Annotated in this window: 19 protein-coding genes and 2 tRNA genes; 10 read left to right on the top strand and 11 right to left on the bottom strand. The window is 52.5% G+C overall.

Translation table 11 applies throughout. The features are described 5' to 3' along the window. Nucleotides 1-256 precede the first annotated feature (256 nt). Nucleotides 257-1285, bottom strand: a complete 1029-nt coding sequence (epmB, locus tag NA197_RS18490; protein ID WP_000940482.1) for an EF-P beta-lysylation protein EpmB — start codon at nt 1283-1285, stop codon at nt 257-259. 40 nt (nt 1286-1325) lie between these two features. Between epmB and efp the strand changes: the two genes are divergently transcribed. The 3 genes from efp (at nt 1326) to ecnB (ending at nt 2341) form a co-directional block, all read left to right on the top strand. After that, nucleotides 1326-1892, top strand: a complete 567-nt coding sequence (gene efp / locus NA197_RS18495; RefSeq protein WP_000257282.1) for an elongation factor P — start codon at nt 1326-1328, stop codon at nt 1890-1892. Between the two features lie 60 nt (nt 1893-1952). Continuing rightward, nucleotides 1953-2087 carry an entericidin A/B family lipoprotein gene (locus NA197_RS18500; protein WP_001670700.1) on the top strand — a complete coding sequence of 45 codons (135 nt, stop codon included), beginning with the start codon at nt 1953-1955 and terminating at the stop codon, nt 2085-2087. Between the two features lie 107 nt (nt 2088-2194). Next, nucleotides 2195-2341, top strand: coding sequence for a lipoprotein toxin entericidin B (ecnB, locus tag NA197_RS18505; protein ID WP_000239598.1), 147 nt, complete (start codon nt 2195-2197; stop codon nt 2339-2341). Nucleotides 2342-2371: 30 nt separating this feature from the next. Here the strand turns inward: ecnB and NA197_RS18510 are convergent, their stop codons facing one another. Next, a complete protein-coding gene (locus tag NA197_RS18510) occupies nt 2372-2959 on the bottom strand; it encodes a helix-turn-helix transcriptional regulator (protein WP_000912959.1) in 588 nt (195 codons plus the stop codon). A gap of 256 nt (nt 2960-3215) precedes the next feature. Between NA197_RS18510 and sugE the strand changes: the two genes are divergently transcribed. Then, the gene (gene sugE / locus NA197_RS18515; protein WP_000118469.1) at nt 3216-3533 is read left to right on the top strand and encodes a quaternary ammonium compound efflux SMR transporter SugE; all 318 of its coding nucleotides are present in this window, start codon (nt 3216-3218) and stop codon (nt 3531-3533) included. Nucleotides 3534-3549: 16 nt separating this feature from the next. On the opposite strand, the gene NA197_RS18520 is transcribed toward sugE, so the two are convergent. The 5 genes from NA197_RS18520 to frdA form a co-directional block, all read right to left on the bottom strand. Further along, nucleotides 3550-4083, bottom strand: coding sequence for a lipocalin family protein (locus tag NA197_RS18520; protein WP_001221670.1), 534 nt, complete (start codon nt 4081-4083; stop codon nt 3550-3552). Between the two features lie 110 nt (nt 4084-4193). Continuing rightward, nucleotides 4194-4553: a fumarate reductase subunit FrdD gene (gene frdD / locus NA197_RS18525; RefSeq protein WP_000609650.1), complete on the bottom strand. Its 360-nt coding sequence runs from the start codon at nt 4551-4553 to the stop codon at nt 4194-4196. Nucleotides 4554-4563: 10 nt separating this feature from the next. Continuing rightward, entirely contained in the window at nt 4564-4959 is a 396-nt protein-coding gene (gene frdC, locus NA197_RS18530; RefSeq protein WP_000208749.1) for a fumarate reductase subunit FrdC, read from the bottom strand. 10 nt (nt 4960-4969) lie between these two features. Further along, complete coding sequence (gene frdB, locus NA197_RS18535) at nt 4970-5704, bottom strand: fumarate reductase iron-sulfur protein (RefSeq protein ID WP_000829509.1); 735 nt, start codon at nt 5702-5704, stop codon at nt 4970-4972. Further along, nucleotides 5697-7487: a fumarate reductase (quinol) flavoprotein subunit gene (gene frdA / locus NA197_RS18540; RefSeq protein ID WP_001192954.1), complete on the bottom strand. Its 1791-nt coding sequence runs from the start codon at nt 7485-7487 to the stop codon at nt 5697-5699. The genes frdB and frdA overlap by 8 nt, the downstream gene beginning before the upstream one ends. 322 nt (nt 7488-7809) lie before the next feature. On the opposite strand from frdA, the gene epmA reads away from it, so the two are divergent. The 3 genes from epmA to NA197_RS18555 all read left to right on the top strand — a co-directional run bounded on the left by epmA (nt 7810) and on the right by NA197_RS18555 (nt 10881). Further along, complete coding sequence (epmA, locus tag NA197_RS18545; RefSeq protein ID WP_053445425.1) at nt 7810-8787, top strand: elongation factor P--(R)-beta-lysine ligase; 978 nt, start codon at nt 7810-7812, stop codon at nt 8785-8787. Nucleotides 8788-9012: 225 nt separating this feature from the next. Then, nucleotides 9013-10515, top strand: coding sequence for a glutamate/gamma-aminobutyrate family transporter YjeM (gene yjeM / locus NA197_RS18550; protein WP_000149876.1), 1503 nt, complete (start codon nt 9013-9015; stop codon nt 10513-10515). Nucleotides 10516-10566: 51 nt separating this feature from the next. Continuing rightward, on the top strand, nt 10567-10881 hold the full coding sequence (locus NA197_RS18555; RefSeq protein WP_000074654.1) for a YjeO family protein: 315 nt from the start codon (nt 10567-10569) through the stop codon (nt 10879-10881). Nucleotides 10882-10947: 66 nt separating this feature from the next. On the opposite strand, the gene mscM is transcribed toward NA197_RS18555, so the two are convergent. The 3 genes from mscM to rsgA form a co-directional block, all read right to left on the bottom strand. After that, nucleotides 10948-14274 (bottom strand): miniconductance mechanosensitive channel MscM, encoded by a 3327-nt coding sequence (gene mscM, locus NA197_RS18560; protein ID WP_001236755.1) that lies wholly within the window; start codon nt 14272-14274, stop codon nt 10948-10950. 18 nt (nt 14275-14292) lie between these two features. Further along, nucleotides 14293-15261: an archaetidylserine decarboxylase gene (gene asd, locus NA197_RS18565; protein WP_000934949.1), complete on the bottom strand. Its 969-nt coding sequence runs from the start codon at nt 15259-15261 to the stop codon at nt 14293-14295. Between the two features lie 91 nt (nt 15262-15352). Beyond that, nucleotides 15353-16405, bottom strand: coding sequence for a small ribosomal subunit biogenesis GTPase RsgA (rsgA, locus tag NA197_RS18570; RefSeq protein ID WP_000041948.1), 1053 nt, complete (start codon nt 16403-16405; stop codon nt 15353-15355). 106 nt (nt 16406-16511) lie between these two features. On the opposite strand from rsgA, the gene orn reads away from it, so the two are divergent. Next, on the top strand, nt 16512-17057 hold the full coding sequence (gene orn / locus NA197_RS18575) for an oligoribonuclease (protein ID WP_001271546.1): 546 nt from the start codon (nt 16512-16514) through the stop codon (nt 17055-17057). 61 nt (nt 17058-17118) lie between these two features. On the opposite strand, the gene NA197_RS18580 is transcribed toward orn, so the two are convergent. Further along, nucleotides 17119-17859, bottom strand: a complete 741-nt coding sequence (locus NA197_RS18580) for an arginine ABC transporter substrate-binding protein (protein WP_000727897.1) — start codon at nt 17857-17859, stop codon at nt 17119-17121. Between the two features lie 275 nt (nt 17860-18134). On the opposite strand from NA197_RS18580, the gene NA197_RS18585 reads away from it, so the two are divergent. Both NA197_RS18585 and NA197_RS18590 read left to right on the top strand, forming a co-directional pair. Next, nucleotides 18135-18210, top strand: a tRNA-Gly gene (locus NA197_RS18585). 148 nt (nt 18211-18358) lie between these two features. Then, nucleotides 18359-18434: transfer RNA gene (locus NA197_RS18590), tRNA-Gly, on the top strand.

Consider the following 18434-nt stretch of genomic DNA (forward strand, 5'->3'; position numbering starts at 1 on the left):
ATTAAATGTTTTACTGCAATGTATTTGATATATAAATTGTTTATGCCGTCCTATAAAAAGGAGAACCAGTATAATTCGAAAATGCAGTACACGCTAAGCGAGTCCTAAAACGGACTTTATTGAAAAGAGAGGACCGGAAAGGTGTATTTAACGAAGGTTAGTTTATCCTCGCCAAAGGGTGAGGAGAATCGCGGGGGAGTCTCCTCGTAATATTGCGCGGTAATATTTTTCGTCGTCCCTGACGCGCCCGCGAGGATTAGCACTGCCGAAGCTGTAAATCCAGCGGTGTTTTGCTCGGTTCGCCGCCGATTTCACGCGCCAGTCTTGGCACCATATAGCCGGATACCAGCGTGAGCAGTTCGCGCATGATTTGCCGGGCTTCGTCATCGGTGACCATAAAATGCGCGGCGCCCTGCACTTTATCCAGCACATGCAGGTAATAGGGCATCACGCCGGCGTCAAATAGCGCGTTGCTCAGATTCGCCAGCGTTCGCGCGTTATCATTCACGCCACGCAGCAGGACGCTCTGGTTGAGAAGCGTGACGCCCACGTGGCGCAGTTTCTTCATCGCCAGGCAGAATGCCTCGTCCACTTCATTAGCGTGGTTGATATGGTTCACCAACAAAATTTGCAGACGTGACTGGTCAAAGCGGGCGACCAGTTCGTCAGTAATGCGTGCCGGGATGACGATAGGCAACCGACTGTGGATGCGTAGCCGCTTGACGTGCTTAATGGCTTCCAGTTGCGTGAGCAGCCAGTCCAGCTCATGATCTTTCGCCATCAGCGGATCGCCGCCGGAAAAAATGATCTCATCCAGTTCCGGGTGTGCGGCGATATACTCCAGCGCGACTGTCCAGTTGCGCTTATTGCCTTGATTCTCCGCATACGGGAAGTGACGACGGAAACAGTAGCGGCAATTTACCGCACATCCGCCTTTTACCAGCAATAGCGCCCGGTTTTGGTATTTATGCAATAATCCTGGCACCACGCTGTGTTGCTCTTCCAGCGGGTCGGTGGAGAAACCGGGGGCGACAATAAATTCATCCCGGGACGTCAGTACTTGACGTAAAAGAGGATCGTCAGGGTTGCCCTTCTCCATGCGCGCAATAAAAGCGCGCGGCACGCGGAGGGCAAACAAGCGCCTGGCGTCCTGTCCTGCCCGGAGGTTTTCATCAGCTTCAATCTGTAAAAGATGCAGCAGTTCGTCGGGATTGGTCACAACATCGGCAAGTTGCGCTAACCAATCTTCTCGCAATGGGGTATTTAGGGTTACAATATGCGCCATTTTGTGGCTTAGCTACCAGTTAACAATTTCAGAGGGCCTTATGGCGACTTACTATAGCAACGATTTTCGTTCCGGTCTTAAAATCATGTTGGATGGCGAACCTTATGCGGTTGAATCCAGTGAATTCGTGAAACCGGGTAAAGGCCAGGCGTTTGCCCGCGTTAAGCTGCGCCGTCTGCTGACCGGCACGCGCGTTGAGAAAACCTTCAAATCGACCGATTCCGCTGAAGGCGCGGATGTAGTCGATATGAACCTGACTTACCTGTACAACGACGGTGAGTTCTGGCATTTCATGAACAACGAAACCTTCGAGCAGCTGTCTGCAGATGCCAAGGCTATCGGCGACAACGCAAAATGGCTGTTGGATCAGGCGGAATGCATCGTAACCCTGTGGAACGGTCAGCCTATCTCTGTCACTCCGCCGAACTTTGTTGAACTGGAAATTGTTGATACCGACCCAGGTCTGAAGGGCGATACCGCAGGTACTGGCGGCAAACCAGCCACGCTGTCTACTGGCGCAGTGGTTAAAGTTCCGCTGTTCGTGCAGATTGGCGAAGTGATCAAAGTCGATACCCGTTCCGGCGAATACGTATCTCGCGTAAAATAATTTACGTTATCGGGAAAAATGGTGCAGCGTATGCTGCGCCATCCTATTTTTTGCGCCTCAATGATGAAACGCTTTATCTGCCTTGTCGCACTGGTTCTTCTTACCGGCACATTATTAACGGCATGTAATACCGCCCGCGGCTTCGGCGAAGATATTCAGCATCTTGGCCACGCCATCTCCCGCGCAGCCAGCTAATCGCTTCTCGTCTTCCTAAAATTAGTCGATCGCCCGTCATTTTCTGGGATGTTGTCTATTATTAAGTTGCTATACACAAACAACATTGGCTAGAAAAGGAAGACATTATGGTTAAAAAGACAATTGCAGCGATCTTTTCTGTTTTGGTACTTTCCACTGTATTAACTGCTTGTAATACCACGCGCGGCGTGGGCGAGGACATCTCGGACGGTGGTAGTGCGATCTCTGGCGCTGCAACCAGAGCTCAGCAGTAATCATCAACGGTACGGCATGGCGTCGTACCGTTAATCGATTTTCTCCGGAAGCATAAGAAAGGGAGAATACCGATTATCCATATGAAGTTTCATACGGATATTACGCTTATAGGTGTAAACCGTTTTCCCGTGAATGCCAAGCGCATACGCAATCTCTTTATTGCTGGTGCCTTCCGTCCACATCGCGAGCACTTTTTCCTCCTGCGGAGAGAGCAATGGCGTGGCGCTTTCCGGCGCTTCCTGCAGTGGATGAGTATATAGCGCTCCTTTAATTCGTTGTGCAAGCTCATGTAAAGGCGTGTGTTTAGATAACACCGCATGACTGGCATATTGCGGTCTGTACGGCATATTCCCTGACTGTAATAATACCAACGGCGTCATCCTGCAGGCGGCAAAAAATGCATTGATAGGCTGCTCGGGTAAGGCATCGTTGAGAAAACCATATAAATCAGCGATAACCAGATGGGGCTTCCATTGCAGAATATGTTCTTTCGCCAGTATAAGGTTATTCATCCCGGATACCAGCAGTGAAGAACTGAGCACATCAGTGTGATTAAGCCAGGCCTCCATGCCCGTACGGGTAAAGTGGCATCGGTCTATCACTAAAATTTTCAACATAGTTTTTTGCACCCGGAAGTAGATAAAGCACTTTCTTTCCCAGAAGGCGTTCCATCATAGAGAACTCCTGTGGGCGCTAAATGCGAAAACTACGCGGCTTAAAAGGGCCAATTCCCGCCTTTAGACGGAAAAAAATAAAAAGGTTGAAATTCATTTTCTCTCAGGCAAGAATGGCTTTTCATCCGTATACGTTACAGGACGACCTGTAAACGCTATTCTCACCGGGGACGGCCCCATTAATTATCTGGAGCCTGCTATGTCCTGGATCATTCTATTAATCGCTGGTTTACTTGAAGTGGTATGGGCTGTCGGCCTGAAGTATACCCACGGTTTTTCTCGTCTGACCCCCAGTATTATCACCATTACGGCCATGGTTATCAGTATGGCGTTACTTTCCTGGGCAATGAAAACGCTGCCCGTTGGAACGGCGTACGCCATCTGGACCGGCATCGGCGCCGTCGGGGCGGCAATCACCGGTATCCTTCTGTTGGGCGAGTCTGCCTCACCGGCGCGTTTGCTCAGTCTTGGCTTGATCGTCGCGGGTATCATTGGGCTAAAACTCAGTGCGCATTAATTCGTCGCTGATATTGCTACGAACCTGATTGTTTTACCCAAATTAATTTATTGACGTCAAACCCCTCCCGGGTCGCGACGGCCAGCATTTGCTGTTTTATTTCCTCAGAAAGCGTTGGCGTGCGAGAGAGTATCCACAGATAGTCGCGATCCGGGCCGCACACCAGCGCATGACGGTATTCCCGGTCAAGCGCAATCACGTTATAGCCGCCGTAGAACGGGCCGAAAAAAGAGACCTTGAGCGCGGCGCGGTTTGGACTACCGGTAAAATACGCTTTGCCTTCTGTTTTTTGCCACATTCCCCGATCCGGGTTATAGCCTTTATTGATGACATTAATCCCGCCATCGTCACGCAGACTATAGGTGGCCGTGACTTGTTCCAGCCCACGTTCAAATCGATGATCGAGGCGTGCGATCTCATACCAGGTGCCGAGGTAACGTTTGGCATCAAAGTTATTTACCACGGTAACGCCTTTAGGCGGAGTAGGCGAACTACAGGCGACAACCAGAAATGCAGCCGTAACTGCAGCAACGACGGGCAGAATGCGCATAAAATTTTCCTTCCAGTGTTTTTTCTAAGTGTAGAACCTGGCGGGAAAATGAGAGGCAGGAAAAGAAAAAACGCCCTCTTATCGGGTAGATAAGAGGGCGTCGTGGCAACTTAGAGAGTGATAACGCCAATCGCCGTCACAACGGTCAGGATTGCCGCCAGGCCGTAGAAGACCCATTTGCCCGCAGGCACGTGGATTTTCAGGTCATGCATCGCGTGGTGCATACGGTGTAGGCCACACCATAGCGGCAGCACGATCATCAGGAACAGAAAAACGCGACCAATAAAGCTTTGGGCGAACGTCAGTACGCGCTCAAAACTCAGGGCATCGCCCGGAAATAGCCCCAGCGGCAGCATGATGCCAACCAGTAGCACGATCACCGGCGCGATGATCGCGCCCCACATACCGCCTGCGCCAAACAGTCCCCAGAATACGGGTTCATCAGAACGTTTTGGGTTTGGATTAATCATCCGGGACTCCTTACCAGAACAGGGCAACATACAGAATGACTACGGTGACTACCGCAGTGACCACCCAAAGCCCTTTGATGATTGGCTCTGGCCCCATTTTTTCGTCTTTTACAATGATATTGGCCGCCTTCGGCGCCAGTTCAAACCAGGTTTTGGTGTGCAGCAGCGCGGCCGCCAGGGTGATCAGGTTTAAGATCACTACCACCGGGTTTTGTAAAAAGCCGACGAATCCCATCCAGGATTCCGCGCCGTGTTTGAGCGCAAACAGACCGAAAATCAGTTCAATACTGAACCAGACTGCCGGCACCGCTGTGCCTTCGCGCAGCATATAAAAGCGATAAAACGGCAGTTTTTTCCACCAGGTGGACGTCATCGGCCGCACATAGGGTTTGCGTTTAGTCGTCATGTTGCACTCCTTAGCGTGGTTTCAGGGTGGCGATAAGAAAGTCTTTCGAGCTTTCCACTTTACCCTGCTGAATGGCCGCAGCCGGATCGACATGTTTTGGACAGACTTCGGAGCAGTAGCCCACGAAAGTACAGGTCCATACGCCGTTCGGACTGTTCAACTGCGCCATACGCTCCTTCTTACCGTGATCGCGGCTATCTTCGTTATAGCGATGCGCCAACGTAATCGCAGCCGGTCCGATAAATTCAGGATTCAGACCGAACTGCGGGCACGCGGCGTAGCACAGACCACAGTTGATGCAACCGGAGAACTGGTGATACTTCGCCATTTGCGCCGGGGTCTGGACATTCGGCCCCTGATCTGGCGTGCGAGAGTTGCCAATAATGTACGGTTTAATCGCTTCCAGGCTTTCGATAAAGTGCGTCATATCGACAACCAGATCGCGCTCAATCGGGAAGTTCGCCAGCGCTTCCACCTTCATACCGTTGGTGTAATCGCGCAGGAAGGTTTTACACGCCAGTTTAGGGACGTTGTTGACCATCATGCCGCAGGAGCCGCAGATCGCCATACGGCAGGACCAGCGGTAGCTCAGGTCTGGCGACAGGTTATCTTTGATGTAGCCCAACGCGTCCAGTAGCGATGTTGTTTCATCATAAGGAACTTCATAGAAAGCACTGTGCGGCGCGGTATCGGTTTCCGGGTTATAGCGCACCACCTCAACTTTCAGGTTTTTCATCTCAGCCATTCGCCTTCTCCTTCTTATCGGCTGCTTCCGCTTCACCGCCGTAAACACGTTTGGCTGGCGGCAGGGTGGTGATTTTCACGTCGCTGTATTCCAGACGGGTCGTGCCATCAGCATCGCGGAAGGCGAGGGTGTGCTTGAGGAAGTTCACATCGTCGCGCTCGGTACAGCCTTCATCCAGACGCTGATGCGCGCCGCGGGACTCTTTACGCGCCAGCGCAGAGTGCGCCATACATTCCGCCACGTTCAGACCATGACCCAGTTCGATGGTATACAGCAGGTCAGTGTTGAACACGCTGGAGGTATCGGAGATACGTACGCGTTTGAAACGTTCCTGAAGCTCGGCCAGTTTATCAACGGTTTTCTGCATCAGTTCCGGGGTACGGTAAATACCGCAACCTTCTTCCATAGACAGACCCATCTCATCGCGGATCTTCGACCAGTTTTCGTTGCCTTCCTGGTTCACCAGATTTTTCAGACGTTGTTCAATATCGGCAACCTGGGCGTCGAGCGCGGCGCTATTTGCGGCGCCTGCCGTAGCAGCGCGTTCCATTGCTTGTTCGCCAGCCAGACGACCAAACACCACCAGTTCCGCCAGCGAGTTGGAACCGAGGCGGTTCGCGCCATGCAGGCCAACAGAGGAGCATTCGCCAACGGCAAACAGCCCTTTGACACGGCTTTCACAGTTCTGGTCGGTTTCAATGCCGCCCATGGTGTAGTGCGCGGTCGGACGTACTGGAATCGGTTCTTTAACCGGATCGACGCCGACATAGGCTTTCGCCAGTTCGCAAATGAACGGCAGACGTTCATGCAGTTTCTTCTCGCCGAGATGACGCAGGTCGAGGTGAACCACATCGCCGCGCGGCGTGGAGATGGTGTTGCCTTTACGCCATTCGTGCCAGAAAGCCTGGGATACTTTGTCGCGCGGCCCCAGTTCCATATATTTGTTTTTCGGCTCGCCCAGCGGCGTTTCGGGGCCCATGCCGTAGTCTTGCAGATAACGGTAGCCATTTTTATTGACCAGAATACCGCCTTCGCCGCGGCAACCTTCAGTCATCAGGATACCGGAACCTGGCAGGCCGGTCGGGTGATACTGAACGAATTCCATATCACGCAGCGGAACGCCGTGGCTCAGCGCCATGCCCATCCCGTCGCCGGTGACGATGCCGCCGTTGGTGTTATAGCGGTATACGCGGCCTGCGCCGCCTGTCGCCATGACCACGGCGTTGGCGCGGATTTGCACCAGCGTGCCTTCCATCATGTTCATTGCCACCAGGCCGCGCGCATGGTTGTCATCAACCAGAATATCCAGCACGAAATGTTCGTCAAAGCGCTGGATTTGTGGGAACTGCAGGGAAGTCTGGAACAGGGTATGCAGCATATGGAAGCCGGTTTTATCCGCGGCGAACCAGGTACGCTCGATTTTCATACCACCGAAGCGACGCACGTTAACGCTACCGTCCGGACGGCGGCTCCACGGGCAGCCCCATTGCTCCAGCTGCGTCATCTCAGTGGGACAATGGTGGACAAAGTAATCCACGACATCCTGCTCACACAGCCAGTCTCCGCCTGCTACCGTATCGTGAAAATGGTAGTCAAAGCTGTCATGATCCTGGGCGACAGCGGCTGAACCCCCTTCGGCAGCGACGGTGTGGCTGCGCATCGGGTACACTTTTGAGATCAGTGCGATTTTAGCATTGGGATTCGCCTGTGCGGCAGCAATTGCAGCACGTAATCCCGCGCCACCGGCGCCTATAATGGCAAGATCGGCTTGAAAGGTTTGCACGACATTCCTCCAGATTATTGTAATTTCACCCTCGCGCAGCCAGATAAAGCCTCTGGGTTCTGCGAAGTATGAATGCGTTTCCACTGCTCCTTTATGGGTACAACAGTATAGTCTCAGGGATGTGAGGGAAATTTGACGTGTTCGATTTTTTTAGCGTATCAGAGGGATGAATTATCATTGATTTTGATTAATTTAATTACTAAACCATCTGAAATCACTTTTTTTACCCTCCAGAAGGCGCCCGATACGCCTGCGCAAAATTTGTTTCGCCCGCGCGTTGCGAGTAGACTTCGTGACCTTGTCTTAAACTGGAGAAAGAATCATGAGCGAAACGGCAACCTGGCAGCCGAGCGCGTCCATCCCCAATTTATTAAAACGTGCGGCGATTATGGCGGAAATCCGTCGTTTCTTTGCCGATCGTGGAGTGCTTGAGGTTGAGACGCCCTGCATGAGTCAGGCGACGGTCACAGACATTCATCTGTTCCCGTTCGAAACGCGTTTCGTCGGACCTGGCCATTCCCAGGGGATCAACCTCTATTTAATGACCAGTCCGGAATACCATATGAAACGCCTGCTGGCGGCAGGGTGCGGTCCGGTTTTCCAGCTATGCCGCAGTTTCCGTAATGAAGAGATGGGACGACATCATAATCCGGAATTCACCATGCTGGAGTGGTATCGCCCGCATTACGATATGTACCGCCTGATGAATGAAGTGGATGATTTGCTTCAGCAAGTGCTGGATTGTCAACCTGCGGAAAGTCTCTCCTATCAACAGGCGTTTCTGCGCCATCTGGAGATTGACCCGTTATCAGCAGATAAAACGCAGCTGCGTGAGGTGGCGGCAAAGCTTGATTTAAGCAATATCGCCGATACGGAAGAAGACCGTGATACGTTGCTGCAACTGCTGTTCACGATGGGGGTTGAGCCGCATATAGGTAAAGAAAAGCCGACCTTTATTTATCACTTTCCGGCAAGTCAGGCATCGCTGGCACAAATCAGTACCGAGGATCATCGCGTCGCCGAGCGCTTTGAGGTGTACTACAAAGGTATTGAGCTGGCGAATGGTTTCCACGAACTGACGGACGCACGTGAGCAACAACAGCGCTTTGAACAGGACAATCGTAAGCGCGCCGCTCGCGGTCTGCCGCAGCAGCCGATTGACCAAAATCTACTGGATGCGCTGGCCGCCGGTCTACCGGATTGTTCCGGCGTGGCGCTGGGTGTTGATCGTCTGGTGATGCTGGCGCTGGGAGCAGAAAGCCTGGCGGACGTGATTGCTTTTACGGTCGATCGGGCGTAAATCTGAAATTCACTCTTTCGCGAGATAAAATGGCGCAATAAGCGCCATTTTGTAGCATATTTTTTCAATTATCCTCTGTTTGCCACAACATAAGGCTGGAACTTTGATGCCATTTAGGTATCAATCCTGTGTTGATTTTTTTATCGCTGACCTTCGTAAAAAAGAAGGCGGCGTCAATCGGTGAGCGGCGTCTGGCAAACGCGCTCGAGCGTAAGGGATGGTTGAATGACCCACACGATAAAAAAGATGAGCCTTATTGGGCTTATCCTGATGATTTTTACTTCTGTTTTTGGTTTTGCGAATAGCCCGTCGGCGTTTTATTTAATGGGGTATAGCGCAATCCCGTGGTATATATTTTCTGCCTTGCTGTTTTTTATTCCATTCGCCTTAATGATGGCTGAAATGGGTTCCGCTTATCGCAAAGAAGAGGGCGGGATCTATTCGTGGATGAATAATAGCGTGGGGCCACGTTACGCGTTTATTGGCACGTTTATGTGGTTTTCATCGTATGTCATATGGATGGTAAGTACGGCGGCAAAAATTTGGGTACCGTTTTCTACTTTTGTTTTTGGCGCCGATATGACGCAGCACTGGCGTATTGCAGGGCTTGAGCCTACGCAGGTTGTCGGGCTGCTCGCCGTCGGCTGGATGATTCTGGTGACGTGTGTCGCCGCCAGAGGGATCAATAAAATTGCGCGAATTACGGCGGTCGGAGGTATTGCCGTAATGTGTCTTAATTTAGTTTTATTGTTAGTGAGTGTCGCTATTTTGTTATTAAATGGTGGGCATTTTGCACAAGAAATTAATTTTACCTCGTCACCGAATCCGGGTTATCACTCCGGCCTGGCAATGTTGTCATTTGTGGTATTTGCTATTTTTGCGTACGGCGGTATTGAGGCTGTCGGCGGACTGGTGGATAAAACCGAAAAACCGGAAAAGAATTTTGCGAAAGGCATTGTCTTCGCGGCCATTGTGATTTCAATTGGTTATTCTTTGGCGATCTTTTTATGGGGCGTCAGCACTAACTGGCAACAGATATTAAGTAATAGCGCCGTTAACTTAGGGAATATCACCTACATTCTGATGTCGAGTTTAGGCACGACATTAGGTAACGCGTTAAACCTTTCTCCGGAAGCAGCGATGACGGTGGGCGTCTGGTTTGCGCGTATCACCGGCCTTTCTATGTTTCTGGCTTATACCGGCGCGTTTTTTACGTTGAGCTATTCACCGCTGAAAGCCATTATTCAGGGGACGCCAAAAGCGTTGTGGCCCGCGCCGATGACGACACTGAACGCTAACGGTATGCCGGCGACCGCTATGTGGCTACAGTGCGTACTGGTGAGTCTGTTTATTTTGCTGGTCTCTTTTGGTGGTGACACTGCATCGGCGTTTTATAACAAACTCACGCTGATGGCGAACGTCTCAATGACCTTGCCATACCTGTTCCTTGCGCTGGCATTTCCCTTCTTTAAAGCGCGTCAGGATCTGGAGCGGCCATTTGTTCTCTTTAAAACCAAAGCCTCTACCCTGGTCGCGACGGGTGTTGTGGTGCTGGTGGTGACGTTTGCCAACGTCTTTACCATCATCCAGCCAGTGATTGAAGCTGGGGACTGGGACAGCGCCTTGTGGATGATCGGCGGCCCGATCTTCTTCTCGCTGCTGGCGATGGCAATTTATCAGAATTACAGCAGCCGCATGAGCGCCGATCCGGAGTGGGCGGCGGAGTAATCTTTGTCCGGATAGCGTTAGCTCATCGGCTTTATGAAAAGGATATTTATAATGAGTCCGAAAATGTTTGCATTGTGCGCTATCTGGATTTTACTGGCTATCCCACTCATCGCTGTATTTTCAGTCCTGGATAAAGAGTGGATGATTGGCGAGGGTGGGATAAACAACATTTGTGATGTGATGAGAACTGTCGAAAATGATGATTCCAGAGGTTTTGGCGCGATGATGACGCTGCCCCTGTTTTTCCCGTTTTTTTACGTTACTGTGTATAAGAAAATACGTAGTTGGTTTTTGTACTGTGTCGCGTTGGTGATATTTGCTTACTGGTCCTGGCAATTCTTCCTGCGCTATCAGTTTTGTGTGTGATCTATGCTAAAAGACCTGATAAGCCTATGTCATCGAGTCTTTTAGCGTCATCCGGCACCATTGCGTTTACAAACTGCCCGCCGGGCGGCTGGTTTTACCCGCTGACGTTAACGTTCTCCCCGTTTGTTTACCTCCGAGACTCTCCAGACGCATCTGGAACGGCGGGAACGGCATATCAATACCGTGCTCGCGGAAGCCCGCCAGAATCAATTGGTGGATCTCATGGCGTAATGGCATACGGTGTCCCATTTCCGCGGCATAGATACGCAGTTCGAAAATCTGAATACCCTGCTGGAGATCCACCAGAAAGATTTCAGGCGGCGGGTTGTCCAGCACCAAAGAACAGCGCTGCGCCGCCGTCAGCAGAATTTGCGTCACCTCTTCGCTATTGGCATCCGCCGGCGCCGGGATGGTTAACACCACGCGCGTAACGGAGTCAGATAGCGACCAGTTGATAAACTGTTCGGTGATAAAGGCTTTATTCGGCACGATAATCTCTTTACGATCCCAGTCGCTGATGGTGGTGGCGCGGGTATTGATTTTGGTCACGCTGCCGGTGAGATCGCGAATGGTCACCGTATCGCCGATACGAATCGGCTTTTCAAACAAAATAATCAGGCCGGAGATAAAGTTAGCGAAAATTTCTTGCAGGCCAAAACCAAGCCCAACGCCGAGCGCGGCCACCAGCCATTGTAGCTTCGACCACTCAATGCCGATCATCGAGAAACCGACCAGCCCGCCAATCAGCATTAACAGATATTTGGTGATGGTCGTGATGGCGTAACCGGTACCAGGCGTTAAATCGAGATGCTGTAATAACGCCAGTTCCAGCAGCGCAGGCAGATTACGCACCAACTGCGTGGTGATGATAAAGACCAGAATCGCAATGAGCACCGCCCCGAGGGTAATCGGCTCCAGGCTTTCCACGCCTTGCACCGTAGAGGTGACATCCCACAGCGAAATATTCTCCAGGAAGCCGAATGCCGAGTGGATTTCCGACCACAGTACAATTACCGATAGCAGGGCGATAAGCATCAGAATTGAGCGGACCAGACGCAGCGACTGAGCGCTAATAGCGTCAAGATCGATTTCACTTTCATCGATGTCGACCGCGCCTTCCAGGCTGGAGGAGTGCGCCGGTTCTTCTTCGCCGCGCGCGCGCTGCGCCAGCATTTCCGCCCGACGATGTTTGGCGCGGTCAAAAGCCAGTCGGCGTCGTTGGATCAGCATCCAGCGGCGAATGACGTGATAGATGACCAGCAACAGGAACCAGATGGCGACCGAGGTTTCCAGTCTCGCCAGTAGCGCCTGCGCCGTGGCCAGATAACCCACCGCCGCCGCCAGAATCGCGATAAGCGGCGCGCCCATCAACATATTCCACAGCAGGCTGTTGACCATGTTGTCGCCGTTGCCTTCTTTATCAAGATAGAGCGGGATGCCCGCTTTTTTCAGACTCAGCGTGACCAGCGCCAGCGCGCCGCATATCAGGATGAAGCAAAGGCGGCCCAACGAGCCGGAAAACTCCCGATCGTTAAGATTATCAAACATGATCACTGCCATGATGAGCGGCACGATCAGCCCAATGCTCATCAGGTAGTAGCGCATCGCTTTCGCTACCCGGTTTCGCGGCCAGCCGAAATGCGCCACAAACAGACCATTAGGACGGGCAAAAGCGGCGCAAATCATGACTACCCACAACAGCGGTACTGTCGCCGTCACGCCATCGCCGATGGCGACGGCCAGCGGATACGGCCAGGCTTCCTGCAGACCATAGCCGAGCGTCGCCCACAAGACCGGCAGCGGCGAGGCGACCAGAATCGACCAGAACACCGTTCGCAGCGTCAGCGAGAAGTGATCCTGGGTGACTTTCCCGACGCGCGAGGCCGAGCGCTCAAGGAACCGGTTGAAGTGTTGACGTGAATAGAGGCTAAACCCGACCAGCGCCAGCGCGCCGAATAACGGCAGTAGCGTCTCTTTGCTGGTCAGCATCATGATGCTGGCTTTACCTAACTGATTAAACGTATCTAATGAGATAAGCCGACGTAAATCCTGAACCAAATCAACAGGCCAGGAGAGCGATAGCGGGCTAACGTCAGCGGTCCAGAACAGATAACGGTGGGTCGCTTCATTAACCTCTTTAAGCGCATCCTCCAGTTGGCTGTTGGAGACTTTCAGTTTGGTCAACTCCAGGATCAGCGTGTCGCCGCCCTGTAACAAAGAGTTGAGCAGCTCGCGCTGAGTGCGAAGCTGGGCGTCAAGAATCTGGTTTTGCTCGGCGGTCAGCGGCTGTCCATTGGCCTGACGTATTTGCCGTAGCTGCGGCTGCTTATTGAGTAACTCTTCATAGCGCATTCGGTGAACGCGTAGCTGCGCCATTTCCGTATCAAGCTGCTGCGGCTTAGGCATCTCTGGCAGACGGGCGACCTGCGCACGCAGCGCTTCGCCAAGCATGTTGGACACGCCAAGCCATTGCGACTGCTCCCGCAGCGTATTGAGCGCCTGACGCACCTGTAACGTTTGGCTGGTGGCCTGTCGCTGCTGCGAGGCGACCAGATCCATCCGCTGCGCTTGTTGATTGAGCGCCTGTGACAGCTCGCGGTTGACTTTAAATTGTTCGACGATGCCTTCCGGCAAACCGGCGCTGTTTTCCGCCAGCAGCTCAGTGCTTTCCAGCGCGCGTTCCGCTTCACGTTGGCGCAGGCTGTTGAGCTGATTGCGCAGCGCCTGAAGATATGCATCCAATTGCTGACTCTGTTTTTCCGCCAGCTCGGAACGCAGACGAGCCAGTTCCTGACGGTTGTTGGCGGACAGTTGCGCCAACTCCAGTTCGTCGACTAACGCTTTTAGTTTGGCGGACTCCGCCTGCATACTGAGACTTTGCGCCTGGCTAAGCGCGGCACTTCCGCCTGCGGCGCCGAGCCGTCGCTCAATCTCATTAAGCTGGCGACGGGCGTCGTTTTGCTGTTGGGGAAGCTGGCTGAGCGAGTCGGCGATCTCCCTGACGCGCTCCTGCTCCTGTTGCGCCTCGCGGGTTTTATCCAGTAGCTGGCTGCTAACCTGCAAGATCTCCTGATTTAACGCTTCGGTGGACATCTCTGGCGGTACGCTGCGAGGTTCATCGCGCAGATTATTCAACTGGGCGCGCAAGGTGGCGGATAGCTTAGGGAAATTATCAATAACGTGTTGATATTGTTTCGCGCGCTCAAGCGAGCCTTTTCGCTCTTCAAGCGCGTTTAACGCAGTCTGGAGCGCCTCAACGGCTTCCGGCTGAGCGGGCTTCGCCGCTTTTGCCTGCTCCAGTTCCTGCGTGATTTGTTTGGCGTCGGGGGCCGTTGCGGCGAAGGCCCCCGTGCTGAGGCACCAGGCCATCAGAAAAGCGATAATCAGGCGCACGTCAGCATTCTCTCTTGATTAGGTGTCGTCTTTTTTATTGTCAACCAGCGGGCTGGCGTCGTGTTCAGCTTTAATTTCTTCTGCCGGCAGCGGAGCAGGTTCCACCTCCGGCGCGACGAATGTTTCGGTCGACGTCGCCAGCGGTTGGCCAATTTTGGTAACGGACAGGCTTGCCAGCGACGCGATCAGATTCACTTTCCCCGGCGCAAATAAGTTGATAACCGTGGAACCCAGTTTAAAGCGCCCCATCTCCTGGCCTTTCAACAAGGCGACAGACCCTTCATGTTCGCCTTCTGGCCAGGTCCAGCGCTTGATGATGCCTTCGCGCGGCGGGGTAATGGTCCCCGCCCAGACGGTTTCGATACTGCCGACAATAGTTGCGCCGACCAGAATCTGCGCCATAGGGCCGAACTCGGTATCAAACAGGCAGATAACGCGCTCGTTGCGGGCAAACAGGTTGGGGACGTTTTGCGCGGTCAGATGGTTAACGGAGAACAGATCGCCCGGTACGTAGATCATTTCACGCAGGATGCCGTTGCATGGCATATGCACGCGATGGTAGTCGCGAGGGGAGAGGTAAGTGGTCACAAACGTGCCGTTGCGGAACTTATCCGCCATCAGGTAGTTACCCGCCAGCAACGCTTCAAGGCTGTAATTATGGCCTTTGGCCTGCAAAATTTTATCTTCTTCGATACGACCCAACTGGCTTATCACGCCGTCGGCAGGCATCACCAGGATGTTAGGATCGGTATTGAGCGGACGCACGTCATCACGCAGCGGACGAACAAAGAAATCATTGAACGTACGATAGCTGGCGGTATCCGGTTTTTGCGCCTCGGTCATATCGACTTTGTAATATTTTACGAAGAGATCGATAACCAGTTTTGTCAGCCATCCTGCTCGTTTGCTTGCGCCCCAGCCCGCCAGGCGAGTGAGCCATAGTTTCGGCAGAATGTATTGTAGCGAAAGTTTAAATGAGTTTAACAAGGTAGCCTCCAGGCCATTGTTGTTCCTGAACCGGCAGTTATACCGGTATCCTGAAAAAAGGGGACGATTCTAACGACGCCTAGCGTATCTGTCAGTCGTCCGTATCAGAAAAGTTTTTACGCGTTTTTACCTGCGCCATACTTTCAAGAATTCGGTGATAATTTTCGAAACGGGTTTCCGCAATAGCGCCGTTCTCTACCGCTTCGCGAATGGCGCAGCCTGGATCGGCGTCATGCTTGCAGTCCCGGTATTTACAATGTCCCAAATAGTCATGAAATTCGACAAAGCCCTGGGTGATTTGTTCCGGCTCCAGATGCCATAAGCCGAACTCGCGCACGCCGGGGGAATCAATGACATCGCCGCCATGCGGGAAATGATACAGACGAGCAGCGGTAGTGGTATGTTGACCCAGACCGGAGACATTCGACACATCGTTCGTCAGAATCTCGTTCTGTAAGCCGAGCAGAGCGTTTAGCAGACTGGATTTTCCGACGCCGGACTGCCCGGCAAAAATACTGATGCGACCGGTTAACGCTTCTTCCAGCGGTTTCAGACCATCCTGCGTATGGCTGGAGACCATCAGCACGCGATAGCCGATATTGCGGTAGATATTCATCTGCTCATTAACGAAGTCCATACCTTCGTCGTCCAGCAGATCAATTTTATTGAGTACGATAAGCGGCTCAACCTGTAGGGTTTCACAGCCGACCAGATAGCGATCGATGATATTCAGCGACAGCTCCGGCAAAATCGCGGAGACAATAACGATTTGGTCAATGTTGGCGGCAATAGGCTTCACGCCGTCGTAGAAGTCCGGGCGCGTCAATACCGAGGTGCGCTCATGCACCGCTTCAACGATGCCTTTTACGTTGACGCCCTCTGCGGCGGCTTTGCCCGGACGCCAGACGACGCGATCGCCCGTCACCAGCGAACGGATAGTGCGGCGGATATTGCAGCGGTGAACCTCGCCGTCAGCAGACTCCACATCGGCATGCATACCAAAACGGCTAATGACGATACCTTCTGCAGGCTCGCCAAACAGGTTGTCATCGTAGTCGGCTTTCTCCGCGGACGTTTTTAAACGACGCTGGTGATTGGCGTTCACACGGCGCTGCTGGCCTTTGGAGAGTTTATTTTTGCTCAATCGTACTGGCTCCTGGTCGCCCATAGTGGGCAAAACATCTATGATACACGCAATTGTAGATGAATATAGTCACAGTGAATGTGACTTCTGAAGGGTGGAAAATAGCATGAGTGCCGATGAAAACAACCTGATTTGGATCGATCTGGAGATGACAGGTCTGGACCCCGAACGCGATCGCATTATTGAGATAGCCACGCTGGTGACGGATGCCAGCCTGAACATTCTGGCGGAAGGGCCGACGATTGCGGTACATCAATCCGATGCGCAACTGGCGTTAATGGATGACTGGAACGTGCGCACCCATACCGGCAGCGGCCTGGTAGATCGCGTTAAGGCAAGTACGATGGGCGAACGAGACGCTGAACTGGCGACGATTGAATTTCTGAAAACGTGGGTGCCTGCGGGTAAGTCGCCGATTTGCGGTAACAGCATCGGTCAGGATCGTCGTTTTCTGTTTAAATATATGCCGGAACTGGAGGCCTACTTCCACTATCGCTATCTGGATGTCAGTACGCTCAAGGAACTGGCGCGCCGCTGGAAGCCGGAGATTCTGGCCGGCTTTACCAAGCAGGGCACGCACCAGGCGATGGATGATATTCGCGAGTCGGTGGCGGAGCTGGCTTACTACCGCGAGCATTTCATTAAGCTGTGAGGCGTAACATGCCGGATGGCAACGCCACAGCGTCTCATCCGGCAGCTCTCCCGCCACTGAATTACTGCGTAAACCATTTCTCCTGCATCTGCGCATATTCCGGCGACGCTTTCACCTTGTCGAGCGCGGCATTAATTTCTTGCAATAGCGCGTCGTTGCCTTTGCGTACCGCAATGCCTAACCCTTTTCCGTAGTAGTCAGGATCGCTGGCGCGTTCATCCATGATGGCGTAATCCGGATTGTTTTTTAGCCACTTACCAATCGCGGCGACATCGCCAAACACGCCCTCAAGACGGTTGTTTTTCAGATCGGTAAAGGCGTTTAGATAGCTGTCATAGGCGACAGGCGTGATAGCTTGTTGTTTATCCTGCAAATAGCGCTGATGCGTTGTACCGTTTTCCAGACCGACTTTTTTGCCTTTCAGATCGGCAAAAGTGTGATAAGCCCCTTTACGCGTGACGACTACCGCCGATAGACCTTCGTAATAGGGTTGGCTAAAGGAGACCTGCTGCTCACGTTTGGGCGTCATATCCATACCGGCGATCACCGCATCAAACTTTTTGAAGCGTAGGCTGGGGATCAGACTATCAAAGCTCTGGTTAGTGAATGAGCACTCCGCTTGCATCTCTTTGCAGACCGCGTTGGCGACATCAATATCGAAACCAACAATTTTATTATCGGCATCGACAAACTCATAGGGCGCATAGGTGGCGGAGGTGCCAAAATGTAATGTTCTGGCGGAAACGGAAGCGGCGTGAACGGAGAGGCTGGCTAACAGCATGACAATAAGTTTTTTTTTCATCTTGATCCCTGATATCAATTGGATGTTGTGGTCACCGTGCTATTCTTTTTTTGGCGCAGGGTGCTATTCTGATTCTGTGCCTTTAGGCGTGGCGTGAAAAGTTTTTTGTTGCATAGCGCACGCTTTGCTCGTTTTTTGTCTTGTTTGGTGATTTAATCAGCATTCAAACAAAAATCGCGAAAAAATGCGTTCAGGGGCTTGCAGCTAAATGGATTTCTCGTATAATGCGCCTCCCGTAACGACGCAGAAATGCGAATTACGACAGCAACAAATTTGCGGGAATAGCTCAGTTGGTAGAGCACGACCTTGCCAAGGTCGGGGTCGCGAGTTCGAGTCTCGTTTCCCGCTCCAAAATTTGAAAGTGCTTGTTAAGCACAGACCACCAATCGCAGGATTTCGAATTGCGACAACTGAATGAGTCCTCAGGAGCTTACTGAAGTAAGTGACTCAGGCGAGTGAAGGCAGCCAACGTAGTAGCGGTTCGAAAGACGAAGATTATGCGGGAATAGCTCAGTTGGTAGAGCACGACCTTGCCAAGGTCGGGGTCGCGAGTTCGAGTCTCGTTTCCCGCTCCA

Source organism: Salmonella sp. NW884 (genome assembly GCF_051700745.1).
GTDB lineage: Bacteria > Pseudomonadota > Gammaproteobacteria > Enterobacterales > Enterobacteriaceae > Salmonella > Salmonella enterica.